Raw genomic sequence first — 17,801 nt, forward strand, 5'->3', positions numbered from 1 at the left:
TAGTCAAAAAAATTTATTGTGAACTTTAATTACTTGATTGAATTAGATGTTCCAAATATCCCGCTTGTATCATGGAGAAATTAAAAACATATTTTATCGATTTAATAATATTTTTTAAATGGCTTAAGTCTGAATCCCACCCCTGCCCATCAGTAATATAAATAAAATCATGAATAGAATCATCAAATATTTGCTGTCGCAAACTAAATTCTCCACCACTTGCCTTAAGTTTTGATCCTTGTGATGAAAAATTATTAATTTCAAACAGATATAATTTATTTTTCTTTACATCATATAAACTACCATCAAATCTTACATTAAATAGTCTTTGATCAAGTACAACCTTATAATTATCTTTTATATATTGATACGTCGACTGTCCATGCCACTGAAAATTATATTTATCTGCCAAATTTCGTAAAACAGATTCAATATATAATTCGCCACGCTGTCCGCTCCTATTTTTACGGCCATTACTATCCATTCCAGCCTCTACCCCGGTGGAATAATCCTTTAATGATTTAGTAATACCTTTCAACAATAACTCTTCTAGCCCAGAATCATGAATGAATTGTAAATATAAATCAATATCATTCAATTGTATTTCCTTAAAATCTAACAGGTAATCTCCAGTTAAACCTTCAACTTTTAATTTTTTATCTGATTTTGGTTTTTCAAACTTATCATTTCGAATTCCGAGTAATGGAGGAATTAATTTTAATAAGTTTGGTTGATCTAAAAACAATTTTTTTAAGGCAGCTTTATCCTTTCCAATTAAATAATCTAGTGTAAATATACCCGGACCATATTTCGCAGCATTTCTTTTTACATTCTCAAAATTTATCCAATAATTTGCCGGTAAAGCCAACGTCTGACGGCTATTCACAAAATCACAAAATTTTTGTTCAGCCGTCCTTTGCATATATTTATCATAACTTTCCATCATATAATTTTCCCCACATATACCTTATCAAGGTTTGTAATTCTCTTTTTTGCTATCTCAATATATTGACTTTCAATATCTATACCAATACTTTGCCGTTTTAATAATTTTGAAGCTACCATTGTGGTTCCACTTCCCACGAAAGGATCAAGAATTAAATCCCCCTGCTGAGAACTAGCTACTATAATCCGTTGTATTAATGCAATGGGTTTTTGAGTAGGATGTTTTCCAAACATTTTTTCACTCCTTGACGTATTACTTGTTATCCAAACATCTTTCATTTGTTTATTATTATTGATTGATCGCATTAGGTCGTAATTAAACGTTTGATATCCGTGCTTTTTTTTGGCCCAAATAGCGGTTTCAGTTGAGTGAGTAAACATTCTTCTACTTAAATTCGGGGCTGGATTAGATTTTTGCCAAGTAATATTGTTTAAAATCTTCCAATTTCCTTTATTAAGAAGATAACCAAGTGTATAAATATTATGCATTGTGCCAAAAACCCATATTGTTCCGTCCTTTTTTAGTATTCTATAGGCTTCTTCAAGAAAAGTAGAATAAAACTTTTCTGGATCATCCGTTTTATCCCAATTCCCCTTATTAACTGATACAACTTTGCCACCACTATTACTAAAGCCTCCATTACTTAAAAAATAGGGTAAGTCAGCAATAATAACATCTATCTTATTATCGGGAATAAGACTCAATATTTTCAATGAATCGCCTAATACCAACTGGGAATCAGCATCTTCATAAACTAGTGAATAATTTTTATTTTTTTCCAATTTATACTCCAACATTAGTTATTAGAACTTCACCTACTTTCCCCCTACTAGTACCATTAGCACTAATACTACGATTAGCTAAAATCCTATTTACTCTAATTCCTGGTATTTGACCATACAAATCATCTATTAATGGTACATCCGAATTGGATAGCAACACAAACACACCCTTTTCATGTAATTCTAGAAATGTATCTCTTAATAAAAGTTGTTGTTCGTATCCAAATTCTCCAGAATACGATGTAAATGAACTAGTCTTACTAACAGGTATATACGGAGGATCAAAGTAGACAAAATCACCTGATCTTGCTTCTAAAACAGATTTACTAAAATCACCCCTCATAAATTTGATTTCTGCATCATTTAAATAACTTGATACTGATAAAATCCGCTTACTATCCGCTATTAGGGGGTTTTTGTACTTTCCATAAGGTATGTTATTCTGTCCTTTTTTATTCACACGCCACATCCCATTAAACCCTGTTTTAACCATATATATAAAGCGTGCTGCTCTTTCAATATCTGTCATCTCTAAAAGACGTCCATCACGATCTGCAGATCTTAAATTTAGGTAGTAATCTTTAGAATTATATTTTTCATGTAATTTAAGAATATCCAATAGTTCATAGGGATTATCCCTAACTACTTTCCATGTAATAACTAATTCAACATTAAAATCATTTACAACCGCTTTTTTAGGATGGAGATCCAACAAAAACGCTCCCCCTCCAACAAATGGCTCGAAATAAGTACCATATTTTTTTGGAATAAATCTTGATAATTCCGGAAGTAATTGCCTTTTCCCTCCAACCCATTTGATAAATGGGCTTAATTCAAAGCTATTATTTTTATCTATCATCTAATATTAAACCCACTATTCTATATACGTGATTCAGCTACTTTTTTTATTAATTCTAACATTATATGAATTAGAGTAGCACTAAACAAACTATTATTATTTAAACAAAAACCACCAACCTCTCGGCTGGTGGTTTTAAAAACGAAAATATTGATATTAACGCTTTGAGAATTGTGATGCCTTACGGGCTTTCTTAAGACCTGGCTTCTTACGTTCCTTCATACGTGAGTCACGTGTCAAAAGACCAGCAGCCTTCAAAGCTGAGCGGAAGTCAGGATCAACAACCAACAAGGCACGGGCGATACCGTGACGAGTTGCACCTGCTTGACCTGAGAAACCACCACCATTAACGTTAACGAATACATCGTAGTTACCCAATGTTTCCGTAGCGTTGAATGGTTGCAAAACAACTTCACGCAAGTTAGGGAAAGGGATGTAATCTTCGATGGACTTACCGTTCATAGTAATTGCACCAGTTCCTGGTACCAAACGTACCCGGGCAACTGAGTTCTTACGACGACCTGTTCCGGCATATTGTACTGTTGCAGTCATATTTAGATTCTCCTTTCTTAGATTAACTTGTCGATGTCAAGTACTTCAGGCTTTTGTGCAGCATGCTTGTGATCAGCACCGGCATACACGTGCAAGTTCAAGCCTTGTGCGCGTCCCAAAGTGTTCTTAGGCAACATACCCTTGATTGAAAGTTCCAAGAGCTTTTCAGGATCTTTCTGACGGTAGTCACCGGCAGTCCGTTCCTTCAAACCACCTGGGTGGTTTGAGTGATGGTAATAAATCTTGTCAGTAGCTTTCTTACCAGTCAACTTTACTTCACTAGCATTGATGATGATAACATTGTCACCCATATCAACGTTTGGTGTGAAAGTTGGCTTGTTCTTACCACGTAAGATTGAGGCAACAACCGTTGACAAACGTCCCATTACGACGTCTTTGGCATCAATGATGTACCACTTTTTTTCGATTTCGCCTGGCTTGGCTAAAAATGTTGTACGCATAGTGCGCTCCTTTAATTTCTTGTTTACAGACTTGGTCGTTCCTTACCAAGATAATTACAATAAGTTTCCGGGGCTTATCGTGAGGTAAACAATACCGTTTCTCATTCTACCCAAACCAGGTAGTTATGTCAATGTTTTACACTGAAATTCTACTAATCAAAGGTTACATTTTCATTACCGGCATAGGAAGCCAACCGAGCCGAATGAATCGTTAATTGGTACAATATCTCTTCTTCTGGATGAGGGTGCATCTTAGAAAAGATTGGCGCCTTAAAGTAACTAGCCACCTCGGACCACTGCTTCTCAGAAGGTGCCATGGTTGCTTGATTAGACTCAATCCGAGCACCATTTTCATTTAATAAAGTTAAAATCGCAACTCGTTCATTTTGGGCCAATTCCTTAACCTTAGTAGCATCCGGCTGACTTACCAGATACCAAACATTCGGTTGCTGAGGATCTGGGGCAAAGCCCATTAAGCGAGAACTTGGTTGATTATCAGCAGCAGTTGAAATCACAACCAAACCTTTAGCTGCTTGCATATACTCTTCAAATAATGTCATCAGTAATAACCTCCATTTGATATTAATTATACGCTATTTCGTCCAGATATAAGCCAGCGGCTGGGGCAGTATAACGGGCTTGTTCACGATCTTTAACCTCAATCAAGCGCACAATATCATGTATTGGTCGACGGCCAGTACCAATCTCTAAGAGCACACCCACCATGATTCTGATTTGATTATATAAAAAAGCATTTCCTTCAAAAATAAAAACCAATTCCTGCTCATCAGCTTTAACGATTACATCTGCTCGAGTAATTGTCCGCACGGTCGTGGCCGTTTCATTACCTGAAGCAGCAAAGGAGGCAAAATCGTGCTCGCCTATTAAATCGGGTAAAGCTTCTTCAATCCGTTTGGCATCTAAATGCCAATGGAAATGGCCTGTGTAAACTCGTTTAAAGGGATCAACGTAATCCTGAGTTGACACGCGGTAAAAATAGCGCTTAGAGTGGCTGCTAAAGCGAGCGTGAAAGTTGTCTGAAACTACCAAAACTTCTTTAATCAAAATATCACGGGGCAAAATAGTATTGAGGCCCTTGCGAACCCCTTCGGCTGGAATGTTAAAGGGTAAGTCAAAGTGGATGACCTGGCCATATGCATGCACCCCCGTGTCAGTCCTTGATGCGCCTACCACCTTAATAGCCGGCTGAGGATTTTTCCCCATTTGATTAACTGCTTTAATTAGTTCGCCTTGAACCGTACGTTCACGCTCTACTCCGCGTTTACTTTGCACTTGGAAGCCGGCAAAACCGGAGCCATCATAGGCAACAACTGCTCGATAACGTGGCATTTCTCACTCCTTACCAACCCTTTAAATTAATTAAACTAAAAACAATAATAAACAGCACCATCATTAAGCCACTGATATAGTCAGCTCGATGATAGGCCAAAATTCGGTACCGAGTTCGATGATCAGCATCTTTAAAGCCACGCACTTCCATGGCATTGGCCAAATCTAAGGCCCGTTGTAGAGCTCCGACAAAAAGTGGTACTAATAACGGTACAACTGCCTTAGCCCGCTTAATCGGTCCTCCGGTAGAAAAACTCATCCCCCGTGATTTTTGCGCATTCATAATTTTTTGCGTCTCATCCATTAGCAAGGGCACAAATCGTAAGGCAATTGACAACATTAAGGCCAATTCAGCAACGGGTACTTTCAGTTTTTTTAAAGGACCAAGTAATGACTCCAGCGCTGATGCAATACTAGTTGGTGGTGTTGTTAAGGTCATAATCGTCGACATTAAAATAATTAAAACAAAGCGAATCACCACATAAATAGCGTTAATCAAACCAGGTAGTGTAACTTTGATAAATCGCCACTGCCATAGAACTGGCTGCCCATCTGTGAAAAAAATTTGTAAAATAACAGTAAAAAGAATCAACCATAGAATCGGTTTAATCCCTTGCCAATACAGATTTAATGGCTGTTTGGTCAGATAAATCACACCGGCTAAAAAAATCGTCGCCACTAAATAGGTTCCCCAACTGTTAGCAAACAGTAAAATCATAATATAGACAAAGGTTAAGATAATTTTCGTCCGTGGATCCAACCGATGAATCCAACTGTTGCCAGGAATATAACGGCCAATCACAATACTATTCATGGATTGTAACCTCCTGATTAATGGCTTGAGCCAGCTGTTCAAGCGTCAATGGCCGCTCTTTAAATTGCCATCCTTGCGCCATTAATTGCTGAGCAAACTGTCCGGCCGTAGGTAAATCCAAATGTACCTTTTTAAACCAAGATAAGGGCCGATTAAACAATGTTGTCGGAGTTTCAGCAGCAATAACTTGCCCTTGGTGCATGACTAAGGTCCAATCAGCAACAGTCATCACTTGATCCATTTGATGTGAAATCAATACTACCGTCTTATCCTGCTTTTTTAGATTAAGCATCAGCTTAACTAATTCAGCTTGTCCCAATGGATCTAAACCAGCTGCCGGCTCATCTAAAACGATAATTGGCGGATTCAAGGCTAAGGTCCCGGCAATCGCTACTCGACGCATCTGTCCTCCAGAGAGAGCAAACGGGGACTTATCCCAATGTTGACTGGGCAAACCCACCATCGTTAAAGCAGCTTGAGCAGCTTCTTTGGCGGCCAAGTGGTCTTGCCCAAAGTTTAAAGAACCATACATCACATCTTCTAGCACCGTGTTAGCAAAAAGCTGACTTTCAGGAAATTGAAAAACCATCCCTACTTGCGCCCGCAAGGCTACTAATTGCTTTTCTTTTGTTTGTGAGGTTAACTCAAAGTCATTGATTATTACTTTTCCGTTGGTGGGTTTCAATAAACCATTAATATGCTGAACTAGGGTCGATTTACCCGAACCAGTTTGTCCAATAATAGCGGTTATTTTTCCAGATGGAATTGTCGTTGAAATGTCTTTTAAAATTGGCTGAGATAAACTACCCTGGCCATAACTAAAATTTACTTGTTCAAAGGTGATAGCCATGCTAACAACTCCTGCTGGTTCATATAATTTTGTGGCCGTGGGTCTAATCGTTGAATCAACTGCATACTAAAGGGTAGCTCCAAACCAATTTTTGCTAGAGTAGCTCCTTGGGCAAAGACTTGATTAGGTTGCCCGTCCATAACTAACTGACCATCATTAACAACCACCACTCGATCGGCTAAACTGGCTTCATCCATATCATGGGTAATCGTAATTAAGGTCAACTCTGATCCATATAACTGCTTTAATTTTTTTAAAGTAGCTTGAACCATTTGTCGCCCATCAGGATCTAACATGGCCGTCGCCTCATCCAAAATAATAATCTTAGGTTCCAGGGCCAAGACGCTGGCCAAGGCCACCCGTTGTTTTTGTCCACCAGAAAGATGATGCGGTTCACGATCAGTAAATTCTTCCATGCCGACCACTTCTAAAGCAGCCTGAATTTTAGCCGACATTGCTTCACTAGGAACCTCTAAGTTTTCTAAACCAAAGGCAACATCATCAGCAACCGTTGCACCGACAAATTGGTTATCAGGATTTTGAAAAACCATACCAATTTGACCCCGAATTTCATCCACGGAATCTTCTGATAAAGTCTGACCCAGAACTGCAATCTCGCCTTCATCGGCTACTAATAAGCCTAAAATCAACTTAGCTAAGGTCGACTTTCCGGAGCCATTGTGACCGACTAAAGCTACCCATTGTCCCTGCTCAATATTCAGGTTCAATCCATCGAATAGAGGTTGATTTTGATCATATTGATATTTTAAATTTTTAATTGTAATTGCTTTTTCCATTAAAGGCTATTTTATCATAATTAAAATAACAATGACTTTCTCACTAACTATCAGTCCAGTTTTCATTTTTCACAAACTTATCACCTAATAACGGTTCAAAAAATGCTCTATAGGGATTATAATTATAAATTGAGTTATGTATTAAAAAATAATATTTCACAAGGAAAAAATATGACTAAAAAAAATATCATAGTCGTCGGAGCCGGTTTCGGTGGTGTTTTTGCTACCAAAAAACTAGCTAAGAAACTCCGCGCTAAAAAAGATTACAACATTATCTTAATTGATAAGCACTCCTACATGACTTATATGACGGAGTTGCACGAAGTAGCCGCTCAACGAGTTAAACCAGGCCACGTCCAAGAAGATTTAGAACATCTTTTTGCCCACGATACTAATGTTGAATTAGTAACTGCTGAAGTTGAGTCTATCGACAAAGACAATAAAACCATTACAACAACGCGCGGTACCCTCCCTTATGAAAAGTTAATCATTTCAGTCGGAGGACAATCCAATGACTTTGGTACACCCGGTGTTAAAGAGTTTGGTTTTGAACTCTGGTCAATGGAAGAATCATTACGTATTCGCCAACAAATTGAAAATATTGTTGCTCAAGGGGCGGCCGAATCAGATCCTAAGCGCCGTGAACAACTACTAACCATCGCAGTCGTTGGTTCTGGATTTACCGGTGCTGAATTAATGGGTGAATTTATTGATCAACGTAAAGTTCTTGCTCAAACCTACAAACTTGATGAAAGTGAAATCAAGTTAGTTTTGTTAGAAGCTGGTGATGCCATTTTGCGGATGCTTAGTGACCGCCGTTTAGCCGATAAAGCCTACCAATACATGGTTAACAACGGTGTGGACCTGCGCATGAACTCAAAAGTGACTGGTGTCGATGAAAACGGCGTTATCTTTGATGATGGTAGCACCCTACCAACCAAGTCTTTGATTTGGACTGCTGGAGTTAAAGCTAAGTCAGCAGTTGCTGGCTGGGGCTTTAAAACCGGTCGTGGCGGTCGAATTGAAGTCGATGACTACATGCATGCCATCAATGATGACGAACAGGTCAACAAGGACATTTACGCAGCTGGTGATACCATTTCCTATGTTGATGAAAAAACTGGACCCGTACCACAAACAGTTGAAGGTGCTGAAAATGCCGCTAAGACTGCCAGCAATAATATTTTAAATGACCTTGGTTTAGTCGTTGATGCTAAGACTTTTGGTGACTTGGTTAAGTACCATGGTTATGCCGTTTCCATCGGTTCGCACTATACGGTAGCCTCTCTAATAAAAAACTGGAACTTCTCTGGCTTCTTTGCTAGCTTGGCTAAGCACGGCATCAATCTTTACTTCTATTCTCAAATTCGTTCTGGTTATTCAATCTTCCACTACATGCTCGATGAATTCTTTCGCACAGCCGACGGGCGTAATCCTTTCCGTGGTACAGTTTCACGTCAGGGAAATGTACTCTGGGCGACGCCACTTCGAATTTTCTTAGGTATATTTTGGATTTTGGCTGCGGTGGAAAGTCTAGGCCATTTGGGCAACTTCTACTGGCAAGGTGGCCTAGCTAGCTTCCTTGAAATCATTGCTGGTGCTGGTTTGTTAATTGGTCTCTTTACTTGGTCGGCCGGTTTTCTTTCAATTCTTTTGGCTCTAGCTGCCTGGATCTTTAATGGATTTGATATTTCTCAACTCTTTATCATCTTTGGTAGTTTAGCCGTAATGAACGGTTCTGGTCGCGGATTTGGTGTTGATTTCTTTGCCGTACCACTACTTCAAAAGATTTTCGGAAAAGCTTGGTATGGTCAAAGTAAATCACAATACGATGATCTTGATAAATAGCGTATAATAGAGGGGTGTGGATTTTTATCCAGACCCTTTTGTACATAATAAATTAAGTAAGAAAGTATGATATGGCAATGCCCAACGACTTTACCCTATCCTCAATTTGGGATGATTTTCCCAGATTAAAAACTGAATTAAAAGAAGTAATCGCTGTAATTAACGACAGCTGGGAAATCAATTTTTCAGAAATTGACCAAGCTATTCGCAGCCAGCTAGCTGCGGGTAAACTACTACGACCAGCTCTAACTCTGTTATTTACTGAATTAAGTGTTGAACCAGACCGGAATAGCCACGAACAAGCGATTAAGATGGCTGCCAGTGTAGAACTCTTACATTTAGCTACTCTTATCCACGATGATATTATCGACGAATCCAAGCTTCGCCGAGGTAGTCCTAGTATCCAGAGTGCTTTTGGCAAAGACACTGCCGTCTACGCTGGTGATTATCTATTAACTGGTATGTTTTCTTTAATTAGTCAAGTTAATAAACCCAATTTAAACAACCAAGTCATCCACAGTATTCAACGTATTCTTTTTGGCGAATTATATCAAAAACAAAATCGCTATAATACAGAAAACACTTTTGAAAACTATGTCCAACAAATGGATGGTAAAACCGGTGCACTCTTTGAACTTGCTATGTTTTACGGTATTCATTCCGGGACTAGGAATGCTTCAAGTACAATCAACGAATTGGTCAACGAGTTTGGTCGTAAATTAGGAATTTCTTTTCAGCTGTTTGATGACTATCTAGACTTCAGTAATAATGGTAACTTAAGTACCCTTGGTAAGCCCAAAAATCAAGATATTCGAAATGGCATATATACTGCTCCTGTACTGTTTAGCCTAGAGGACGAACAATATCGTGAAGCCATTTTAGATTTGTTGAACTTACGAGATAATATCAGTGATCAACAACTAGATGAATTACAGGAATTGATTCTGGCAACATCGGCCATGGAACGTTTGGAAGACTTATTATATAAGTACCAGCAAGATTTAAACGACCTCATCGAGAAATTACCTTCACCAGACTTACAACAAAACCTACAGCGATTAGTTAATAAACTAATTAAACGCCAAAGCTAATAAAAAACCCTGTTACTTATAAGTAACAGGGTTTTTCATATAAATCAATCAACAAGCTCCAAAATAACCATTTGAGCCGCATCACCACGGCGTTGAACAGTCTTTAGAATGCGAGTGTAACCACCATTTCGTTCAGAGAAACGAGGAGCAACATCATCAAACAACTTTTGCAAGACAGTTTGAACCTTAATGTCACCATCATTTTCCTTGACGTCAGCGATTTCGTTACGAACAAAGGCAGCTGCCTTACGACGTGAAGACAAATCTCCATGCTTACCTAGGGTAATCATCTTATCAGCAGTCTTACGTACTTCCTTAGCGCGCGCTTCAGTTGTAGTAATACGACCATTGATTAGCAAATCAGTAGTCAAATCACGCAACATTGCCTTACGCTGAGAAGATGTACGGCCTAACTTACGGTATCCCATCAGTGAATCCTCCTTTTCCAAATATTTTAAAAGATCAATTAATCTTCTTTACGGAAACCCAATCCCATGTCAGTTAACTTTTCTTGAATTTCGTCTAATGACTTACGACCCAAGTTACGAACTTTCATCATATCATCTTCAGTTCGATCAGTTAATTCAACAATGGTATTGATACCAGCTCTTTTCAGACAATTGTATGAACGAACTGATAAATCCAAATCTTCAATTGGTGCTGAATCGGTTGAACTAGCAACAACAGGTTCTGATTCCACCATTACACTAGCTTCAGAAGCTACAGGTGAAATGTCCATAAACAAATTTAAGTGTTCAGTCAAAACCTTTGAACCTAAACTTAAAGCGTCACTAGGTGTGATTGAACCGTTTGTCCAAACTTCCATCGTCAACTTATCATAATCATCACGAGAACCCACACGAGTGTTTTCTACATGATAATTAACACGATCAATTGGCGTATAAATAGAATCAACTGTCAAAACACCAATTGGCATTTCTTCACGCAAATTCTTATTTTCATCGGCAGAAGAGTATCCACGACCCTTTACAGCAGTAACTGTCATGTGCAGTGACTTACCAGAAGCTAATGTAGCAATGTGCAAATCAGGGTTAAGCACCTCAATATCTGCACTTCCTTGCAAATCAGCAGCTGTGACATCCAATGGACCTTGAACATCAATCTCTAAGCTGTGTTCTTCTTCTGAATCAGTTGCCAAAACAACTTTTTTAAGGTTCAAAATTAATTGTGTCACATCTTCAACAACACCATCTACAGTTGAAAATTCATGCACGACACCATCAATTTGAACAGTGTTGATTGCCACACCAGGAAGCGATGATAGCATTACTCGACGCAAGGAATTTCCTAGTGTCGTACCATAACCACGTTCAAGGGGTTCTATGACAAAACGGCCATAGCTGGCATCCTCTTCAATGGGATGAATTTTTGGCTTTTCAAATTCAATCATCAGTAAATTCGTACCCCCTCTTTCAAAGCAGAAGCAATGAAATTCAATTAAACACGACGACGCTTTGGTGGACGTGATCCGTTATGGGGAACTGGCGTAACATCCTTAATAGATGTAACTTCCAGACCAGCTGCTGCCAAAGCACGAATTGCTGATTCACGACCAGAGCCAGGGCCCTTAACAGTAACTGCAACTGAGCGCATGTTCATTTCCATAGCGCCCTTGGCTGCAGCTTCAGCTGCCATTTGAGCAGCAAAGGGAGTTGATTTACGACTTCCCTTAAAGCCTAATGCACCGGCTGATGACCATGCAACAGCATTACCTTGAGCATCAGTAATCATGACGATGGTATTGTTGAAAGTAGCATGGATATGAGCCACGCCAGTTTCAATATTCTTTTTCACTCGACGCTTACGCGTTGTGCGACCTGCCATAATATTTGCCTCCTTTTCAATACTTTTTATAATTTCTCGGGTTAATTAAATAACCAACATTACACAACTAAGGTTGTGATAATCATGTGCGGCATCGATTAGGATACAACGCTTATAACGAAAGTTAGACCTTCCCTACAAATGCTATTCTCCAAAAACGAGTACTGCTAAAGAAGTAATCTTTACTTCTTCTTACCAGCAATTGCTGTAGCTGGGCCTTTACGAGTACGGGCGTTGTTCTTCGTGTGTTGTCCACGAACGGGCAATCCCTTACGGTGACGAATACCACGGTAAGCAGCGATTTCTTGCAATCCCTTGATGTCAAGTGACACCTTACGACGCAAATCACCTTCCAACTGCAAGTTCATTTCACCGATAGCATTACGGATAGCATCTTCTTGATCAATGCTTAAATCACGTACGCGCACGTCTTCTGAAACCTTAGCTTCTGCTAAAATCTTTTGTGCAGTTGAATTACCGATTCCGTAGATGTATGTTAAGCCAATGACAATACGCTTGTCACGTGGCAAATCAATACCTTCAATACGAGCCATAACAATTTACCTCCTTGTTGTATTTTGAAAATAACATTTATGTTTAATTTCAATCAATATTAATGAAGCTGGTAAGTTTACTTACCAGCACGTTGCTTATGCTTGGCGTTTGCAGGGCAAATAATCATTGTCCGACCATTACGCTTGATAACACGGCAAGCATCACACATTTTTTTAACTGATGGACGTACCTTCATAATCTATTCCTCCTATTCGGTTAACTGATTATTAGACCGTCCCGTTTAAATTAACGGAAACGGTAAGTAATACGACCCTTAGTTAGATCGTAAGGCGACATTTCCACTGTAACACGGTCTCCAGGTAAAATACGAATAAAATTCTTACGAATCTTACCAGAAACATGAGCTAAAATTACCGCCCCATTTTCAAGTTCAACTTGAAACATTGCATTGGGCATCGTCTCTTTGATTTTACCCTCAATTTCAATGACATCATTAGCCACGCACGTTACCTCCAAGTAAACGACACAATTGATAAGTGCATAACCTATCGAATTATATCAGAATTATTAATCTTTATCAAGAAACTTAGTCTATGCTAAAGCATCTAGGATTTCTTTAACTGACTTATAGATACCATCTAAATCACCATTACCATTGATAGTGTGTAAAACACCTTCAGCTTGGTAATAATCAACCAATGGTAAATTAGCAGCCTTATTAACAGCCAAACGATTATCGATAATCTCAGGAGTATCATCAGCACGACCACGCCCTAACAAGCGTTGACGCAAAATGTCATCTGAAACTTCAAAATAAAGAGTAGCTGACACACTGGTGCCATGCTCTTGTAAGTACTGATCTAAGAAACGCGCTTGGTCCTCATTACGAGGATATCCATCAAGCATGAAGCCATGCTCTTGAACATCTGCTTGACCTAGTCGATCAGCAACCATAGCATTTGTTATTTCATCAGGAACCAAATTTCCAGCATCCATATACGAACGCGCTTGCTCACCTAATTCAGTATTCTGGGCTAAGTTAGCACGGAAAATATCGCCTGTACTGATATGAACAACGGGATAATCTTTGACAATTAAATCACCTTGAGTTCCTTTACCTGCACCAGGCAAACCCAAGAGAATTAAATTAATAGCCATTAATAGCCTCCTATTAAGCTAAAAAGTTATTGAATAAATCCTACATAATTCTTCTTTTGAATCAGACCTTCAATTTGTCGAATTAAATCAAGTGTAACCCCGATTGTAATTAGCAAACTGGTACCACCCAATCCAATTTTTTCGTTTAAGCCCCAAACATCTGAGGCAATTAAAGGAACCAATGCCACAAAACCAAGGAACAACGCTCCCACAAAACTTAGGTGCAAAAGCATCTGCGTGATGAACTTTTGTGTCTCTAAGCCGGGTCGCACATTGACAATGTAAGCCCCTTGCTTTTGAAGATTTTCTGCCAATTTTTCAGGATTAACTTGAACAAAGGCGTAAAAATAAGTAAAGATAATAATCAATACTGTATAGAAAATGGCACCTGAAACAGTAGTCATGCTAAAGACTTGCTGAAGCACCTTATACCACTGCGCAGTTCCAAACTTATCTTGAAAGGCAAACAAAATTGTCTGTGGTGTACTAATAAATGAAGAAGCAAAGATAACTGGAATAACTCCAGAAACATTTAATTTAAGTGGTAGATAGGCTTCGCTTCCATAAGAAGCAGCCGACCTAGTGTATTGTATTTGCAACCGACGAGTTGCTTCATAGAACCAAGTCGTTATACCAACAACCAAAATAATGGCAGCGATAATCACTGCGGTAAATACCCAACCAGTAATCAAATCACTTTGACTCCCAGCCTGTAGGACATTCTCTTTATAAATTTCATAAAGGCCATCTGGAATTTGGGAAATAATACCAGCAAAGATAATCATGGAAACCCCATTACCTAAACCTTTTTCAGTAATCATTTCACCCAGCCAAACAGCAAAAAATGTACCTATGGTCATAACTGCCCCAATAATAACAAAGGACATAACATTATTCGTCTGCTTAACTAATCCATAAGCGGAAAGGGAATTAAATCCGGCTGTAATACCGATTGACTGTAGAAAAGCAAACACAATGGTTAACCAACGCGTTGCATTATTCAACTTTCGTCGACCAACTTCCCCTTGCTTACTCCATTCAACAAAGCGAGGCACGATATCTAATTGCAAAAGTTGCACAACAATCTGTGCAGTAACATACGGCGAAACTCCCATTGCAAATAACGAGAAGTTCAGTAGTCCACCACCAGAAAAAATATTTAGAATATTCAAAAGCCCATTGCTAGCCATCGAATTCATAGCGGCCGGATTAACACCAGGCACTGTGATATGAATTCCAATTCGATAAACAAAAAGAATTAGAATAGTCCAGCCCAATTTCTTCCGAATGTCTTTCTCACGTACTGCATTAAATAACGTGCTAAGCATTAAATCACCTCGGTTGAGCCACCAGCTTGTTGGATTGCTTCAACTGCCGCTTTAGAGAACTTATTAGCCTTGACAGTCAACTTCTTTTCAATCTTACCTTCGCCAAGAATCTTAACTCCAAATTTTGCGTTCTTTACCAAACCTGATTCAATTAGCAAAGTTGGAGTAACTTCAGTACCATCGGCAAAAGTATTCAACTTTTCCAAGTTCACGATAGCAAATTCTTTACGAGAAATGTTTGTGAATCCACGCTTTGGAATACGGCGGTACAATGGCATCTGTCCACCTTCAAACCCCAAACGTGTCTTTCCACGGGCCTTTTGACCCTTTTGACCACGTCCAGCGGTTTTACCGTTTCCGGATGAAGTACCACGACCTACGCGGTTACGTACTTGACGTGAACCAGCTGCTGGCTGTAATTCATTCAAATTCATCTTTTGGTCCCTCCTTTTTATTTTTTTACTTTACTTCTTCAACACTCACAAGGTGAGCAATGTGGAAAATAGCGCCACGGATCGCTTCGTTATTAGGCTTCACCACTGAACTAGACACACGATTAAGTCCAAGAGACTTAACAATGGCACGTTGCTTGGGTAAGCGATGAGCCGCACTCTTAATCAAAGTGATTTTTAAATCAGCCATATTATCGCTCCTTATTCAGCTAAGTGTTCTAGTGAAACTCCACGCATCTTAGAAACTTCGTCAGCACTCTTAAGCTTTGACAAAGCGTCAAATGTTGCGCGCACAACGTTAACTGGAGTAGAAGATCCAAGAGACTTAGCAGTCACATCGTTAATTCCAGCCAATTCCATAACAGAACGAGTAGAACCACCGGCAGCAACACCAGCACCTTCCTTGGCAGGCTTAACAAGAATCTTACCACCACTCCATTCACCGATAATATCGTGAGGAATAGTTGTACCAACCATTGGCACAGTTATAAGATTACGCTTAGCATCTTCAACACCCTTACGGATTGCTTCAGGAACTTCTTGAGCTTTACCAGTTCCAAAACCAACGTGTCCTTGCTTATCACCAACAACAACTAAGGCAGCAAAACGCAAACGACGTCCACCCTTAACAACCTTGGTAACACGGTTAATAGCAACAACGTTTTCTTCTAATTCACCAACTGAATTAGGACTAACGAATTCAACCATTTTATATTCCTCCTTTCCTTAGAACTTCAATCCGTTTTCACGGGCTGCATCGGCCAAAGCCTTTACACGACCATGATAAACGTAACCACCACGATCAAAAACAACTTCTTCAATGTTAGCTGCTTGAGCGTGTTTAGCAATTAATTCACCGACTTTAACGGCTTGTTCAGTTTTTGTACCGGTAACATCGGCACTTTGTGATGAGGCACTTGCTAGCGTTACACCCGCTACGTCATCAATCAATTGAGCGTAGATGTTAACATTAGAACGGAAAACGTTCAAACGTGGGCGAGCAGCAGTACCAGAAATTTTACCGCGGACACGCTTGTGGCGCTTTAAGCGGAGCTTATTTTTATCTGGTTTTGAAATCATAGCTGTGCTTTCCTTTTCTTTTCAATAAAAGTATTAAAATTGTTAAAAATATAACTGCTGATAAGAATAGATTACTTACCAGTTTTACCTTCCTTACGACGAACAACTTCGTTCTCGTAACGAATTCCCTTACCCTTATAGGGTTCTGGAGGACGAACAGCGCGAACTTCAGCAGCAAAATCACCAACGCGTTGCTTTGAAATACCAGAAATCTTGATAGTCAAGGCATCAGGCACTTCAACAGTTAACTCTTCACGATCTTCAAAATCAACAGGGTGTGAATAACCAACACTCAAAGTCAACTTTGAACCTGACTTAGAAGCACGGTAACCAACACCGACCATCTTCAAAGTCTTAGAAAATCCTTCAGTTACACCAGTAACCATGTTTGCAAAGTTAGCAGTAGTAGTACCGTGCAAAGCGCGGTGCTTGCTGTCATCACTTTCACGAGTGAAAGATACTTTGTCGCCATCAACATGCATAGTAATGGAAGGAACGATTTCGCGTGACAATTCACCCTTCGGTCCCTTAACTGTTACTAATTGTCCTTCCTGTGAAACAGTTACATCAGCAGGAAGTGTAATTACTTTATTTCCAATACGGCTCATGGTAAGTCTCCTTTCTTAGATATATTACCAAACGTAAGCCAGCACTTCGCCACCGACTTGCTTAGCACGGGCGTCTTTATCAGTAATCACACCATTTGATGTAGATAAGATAGCGATTCCCAAACCGTTCAAGACCTTTGGCAATTCCTCAGCCTTGGCATACTTACGCAAACCTGGCTTTGAAACACGCTGAATTCCTGTAATAACACGTTCTTGGTTTTCACCGTACTTTAAGAATACACGGATAACACCTTGCTTGCTGTCATCAATGTATTCTACGTCGCGGATGAAACCTTCGTTTTTCAAGATTTCGGCGATACTCTTTTTAATGTTAGATGCTGGAATTTCAACTGAAGCGTGACGCGCTAAGTTGGCGTTACGAATACGAGTCAAAAAATCAGCAATTGGATCAGTCATAGACATCTATCGATATCCTCCTATTATTTTTGAACGTGGTCAACAAT

At 39.3% G+C, this 17,801-nt stretch carries 26 protein-coding genes; 2 read left to right on the top strand and 24 right to left on the bottom strand.

Annotation, left to right across the window (positions count from 1 at the left end):
* Window positions 1-25: 25 nt before the first annotated feature.
* The 10 genes from M4974_RS06255 to M4974_RS06300 form a co-directional block, all read right to left on the bottom strand.
* Window positions 26-946 carry a type II restriction endonuclease gene (locus M4974_RS06255; RefSeq protein WP_248715867.1) on the bottom strand — a complete coding sequence of 307 codons (921 nt, stop codon included), beginning with the start codon at window positions 944-946 and terminating at the stop codon, window positions 26-28.
* Window positions 943-1,728, bottom strand: coding sequence for a DNA-methyltransferase (locus tag M4974_RS06260; RefSeq protein ID WP_371831397.1), 786 nt, complete (start codon window positions 1,726-1,728; stop codon window positions 943-945). The genes M4974_RS06255 and M4974_RS06260 overlap by 4 nt, the downstream gene beginning before the upstream one ends.
* Before the next feature lies 1 nt (window position 1,729).
* Window positions 1,730-2,587, bottom strand: a complete 858-nt coding sequence (locus M4974_RS06265; RefSeq protein ID WP_248706746.1) for a DNA adenine methylase — start codon at window positions 2,585-2,587, stop codon at window positions 1,730-1,732.
* Between the two features lie 156 nt (window positions 2,588-2,743).
* On the bottom strand, window positions 2,744-3,139 hold the full coding sequence (gene rpsI, locus M4974_RS06270; protein ID WP_089939580.1) for a 30S ribosomal protein S9: 396 nt from the start codon (window positions 3,137-3,139) through the stop codon (window positions 2,744-2,746).
* A gap of 17 nt (window positions 3,140-3,156) precedes the next feature.
* Complete coding sequence (rplM, locus tag M4974_RS06275) at window positions 3,157-3,600, bottom strand: 50S ribosomal protein L13 (RefSeq protein WP_248706745.1); 444 nt, start codon at window positions 3,598-3,600, stop codon at window positions 3,157-3,159.
* Window positions 3,601-3,752: 152 nt separating this feature from the next.
* Window positions 3,753-4,160, bottom strand: a complete 408-nt coding sequence (locus M4974_RS06280; RefSeq protein ID WP_248706744.1) for a pyridoxamine 5'-phosphate oxidase family protein — start codon at window positions 4,158-4,160, stop codon at window positions 3,753-3,755.
* A gap of 22 nt (window positions 4,161-4,182) precedes the next feature.
* On the bottom strand, window positions 4,183-4,950 hold the full coding sequence (gene truA, locus M4974_RS06285; RefSeq protein WP_248706743.1) for a tRNA pseudouridine(38-40) synthase TruA: 768 nt from the start codon (window positions 4,948-4,950) through the stop codon (window positions 4,183-4,185).
* Window positions 4,951-4,960: 10 nt separating this feature from the next.
* On the bottom strand, window positions 4,961-5,764 hold the full coding sequence (locus M4974_RS06290) for an energy-coupling factor transporter transmembrane component T family protein (RefSeq protein WP_248706742.1): 804 nt from the start codon (window positions 5,762-5,764) through the stop codon (window positions 4,961-4,963).
* Window positions 5,757-6,614 carry an energy-coupling factor transporter ATPase gene (locus M4974_RS06295; protein ID WP_248706741.1) on the bottom strand — a complete coding sequence of 286 codons (858 nt, stop codon included), beginning with the start codon at window positions 6,612-6,614 and terminating at the stop codon, window positions 5,757-5,759. The genes M4974_RS06290 and M4974_RS06295 overlap by 8 nt, the downstream gene beginning before the upstream one ends.
* Window positions 6,590-7,411, bottom strand: a complete 822-nt coding sequence (locus M4974_RS06300) for an energy-coupling factor transporter ATPase (protein WP_248706740.1) — start codon at window positions 7,409-7,411, stop codon at window positions 6,590-6,592. Before M4974_RS06300 ends, M4974_RS06295 begins: the two co-directional genes overlap by 25 nt.
* Window positions 7,412-7,582: 171 nt before the next feature.
* Here M4974_RS06300 and M4974_RS06305 point away from each other — a divergent pair, with 171 nt between their 5' ends.
* On the top strand, window positions 7,583-9,259 hold the full coding sequence (locus M4974_RS06305) for an FAD-dependent oxidoreductase (RefSeq protein ID WP_248706739.1): 1,677 nt from the start codon (window positions 7,583-7,585) through the stop codon (window positions 9,257-9,259).
* Window positions 9,260-9,330: 71 nt separating this feature from the next.
* Complete coding sequence (locus tag M4974_RS06310) at window positions 9,331-10,350, top strand: polyprenyl synthetase family protein (RefSeq protein WP_248706738.1); 1,020 nt, start codon at window positions 9,331-9,333, stop codon at window positions 10,348-10,350.
* A gap of 44 nt (window positions 10,351-10,394) precedes the next feature.
* Here M4974_RS06310 and rplQ read toward each other — a convergent pair whose 3' ends face one another.
* The 14 genes from rplQ to rpsH all read right to left on the bottom strand — a co-directional run bounded on the left by rplQ (window position 10,395) and on the right by rpsH (window position 17,760).
* Window positions 10,395-10,778, bottom strand: coding sequence for a 50S ribosomal protein L17 (gene rplQ, locus M4974_RS06315; protein ID WP_089939609.1), 384 nt, complete (start codon window positions 10,776-10,778; stop codon window positions 10,395-10,397).
* Between the two features lie 38 nt (window positions 10,779-10,816).
* Window positions 10,817-11,761: a DNA-directed RNA polymerase subunit alpha gene (locus M4974_RS06320; protein WP_248706737.1), complete on the bottom strand. Its 945-nt coding sequence runs from the start codon at window positions 11,759-11,761 to the stop codon at window positions 10,817-10,819.
* Window positions 11,762-11,808: 47 nt separating this feature from the next.
* Window positions 11,809-12,195, bottom strand: a complete 387-nt coding sequence (gene rpsK, locus M4974_RS06325; protein ID WP_089939615.1) for a 30S ribosomal protein S11 — start codon at window positions 12,193-12,195, stop codon at window positions 11,809-11,811.
* A gap of 182 nt (window positions 12,196-12,377) precedes the next feature.
* Entirely contained in the window at window positions 12,378-12,749 is a 372-nt protein-coding gene (gene rpsM / locus M4974_RS06330; protein WP_089939618.1) for a 30S ribosomal protein S13, read from the bottom strand.
* Between the two features lie 77 nt (window positions 12,750-12,826).
* Entirely contained in the window at window positions 12,827-12,946 is a 120-nt protein-coding gene (gene rpmJ, locus M4974_RS06335; RefSeq protein WP_089939621.1) for a 50S ribosomal protein L36, read from the bottom strand.
* Between the two features lie 50 nt (window positions 12,947-12,996).
* Window positions 12,997-13,212 carry a translation initiation factor IF-1 gene (infA, locus tag M4974_RS06340; protein WP_089939625.1) on the bottom strand — a complete coding sequence of 72 codons (216 nt, stop codon included), beginning with the start codon at window positions 13,210-13,212 and terminating at the stop codon, window positions 12,997-12,999.
* 90 nt (window positions 13,213-13,302) lie between these two features.
* Window positions 13,303-13,869, bottom strand: a complete 567-nt coding sequence (locus M4974_RS06345) for an adenylate kinase (protein ID WP_248706736.1) — start codon at window positions 13,867-13,869, stop codon at window positions 13,303-13,305.
* A gap of 26 nt (window positions 13,870-13,895) precedes the next feature.
* The gene (gene secY, locus M4974_RS06350; RefSeq protein WP_248706735.1) at window positions 13,896-15,197 is read right to left on the bottom strand and encodes a preprotein translocase subunit SecY; all 1,302 of its coding nucleotides are present in this window, start codon (window positions 15,195-15,197) and stop codon (window positions 13,896-13,898) included.
* Entirely contained in the window at window positions 15,197-15,631 is a 435-nt protein-coding gene (gene rplO, locus M4974_RS06355) for a 50S ribosomal protein L15 (RefSeq protein WP_248706734.1), read from the bottom strand. The genes secY and rplO overlap by 1 nt, the downstream gene beginning before the upstream one ends.
* Window positions 15,632-15,656: 25 nt before the next feature.
* Complete coding sequence (rpmD, locus tag M4974_RS06360; RefSeq protein ID WP_089939636.1) at window positions 15,657-15,839, bottom strand: 50S ribosomal protein L30; 183 nt, start codon at window positions 15,837-15,839, stop codon at window positions 15,657-15,659.
* Between the two features lie 11 nt (window positions 15,840-15,850).
* Window positions 15,851-16,357: a 30S ribosomal protein S5 gene (rpsE, locus tag M4974_RS06365; RefSeq protein WP_089939638.1), complete on the bottom strand. Its 507-nt coding sequence runs from the start codon at window positions 16,355-16,357 to the stop codon at window positions 15,851-15,853.
* An 18-nt stretch (window positions 16,358-16,375) separates the two neighbouring features.
* Entirely contained in the window at window positions 16,376-16,729 is a 354-nt protein-coding gene (gene rplR / locus M4974_RS06370; protein ID WP_089939642.1) for a 50S ribosomal protein L18, read from the bottom strand.
* A gap of 71 nt (window positions 16,730-16,800) precedes the next feature.
* Window positions 16,801-17,337 carry a 50S ribosomal protein L6 gene (gene rplF, locus M4974_RS06375; RefSeq protein WP_248706733.1) on the bottom strand — a complete coding sequence of 179 codons (537 nt, stop codon included), beginning with the start codon at window positions 17,335-17,337 and terminating at the stop codon, window positions 16,801-16,803.
* 24 nt (window positions 17,338-17,361) lie between these two features.
* Entirely contained in the window at window positions 17,362-17,760 is a 399-nt protein-coding gene (rpsH, locus tag M4974_RS06380; RefSeq protein ID WP_248706732.1) for a 30S ribosomal protein S8, read from the bottom strand.
* Between the last annotated feature and the right edge of the window lie 41 nt (window positions 17,761-17,801).

The organism is Convivina praedatoris (assembly GCF_933208495.1).
GTDB lineage: Bacteria > Bacillota > Bacilli > Lactobacillales > Lactobacillaceae > Convivina > Convivina praedatoris.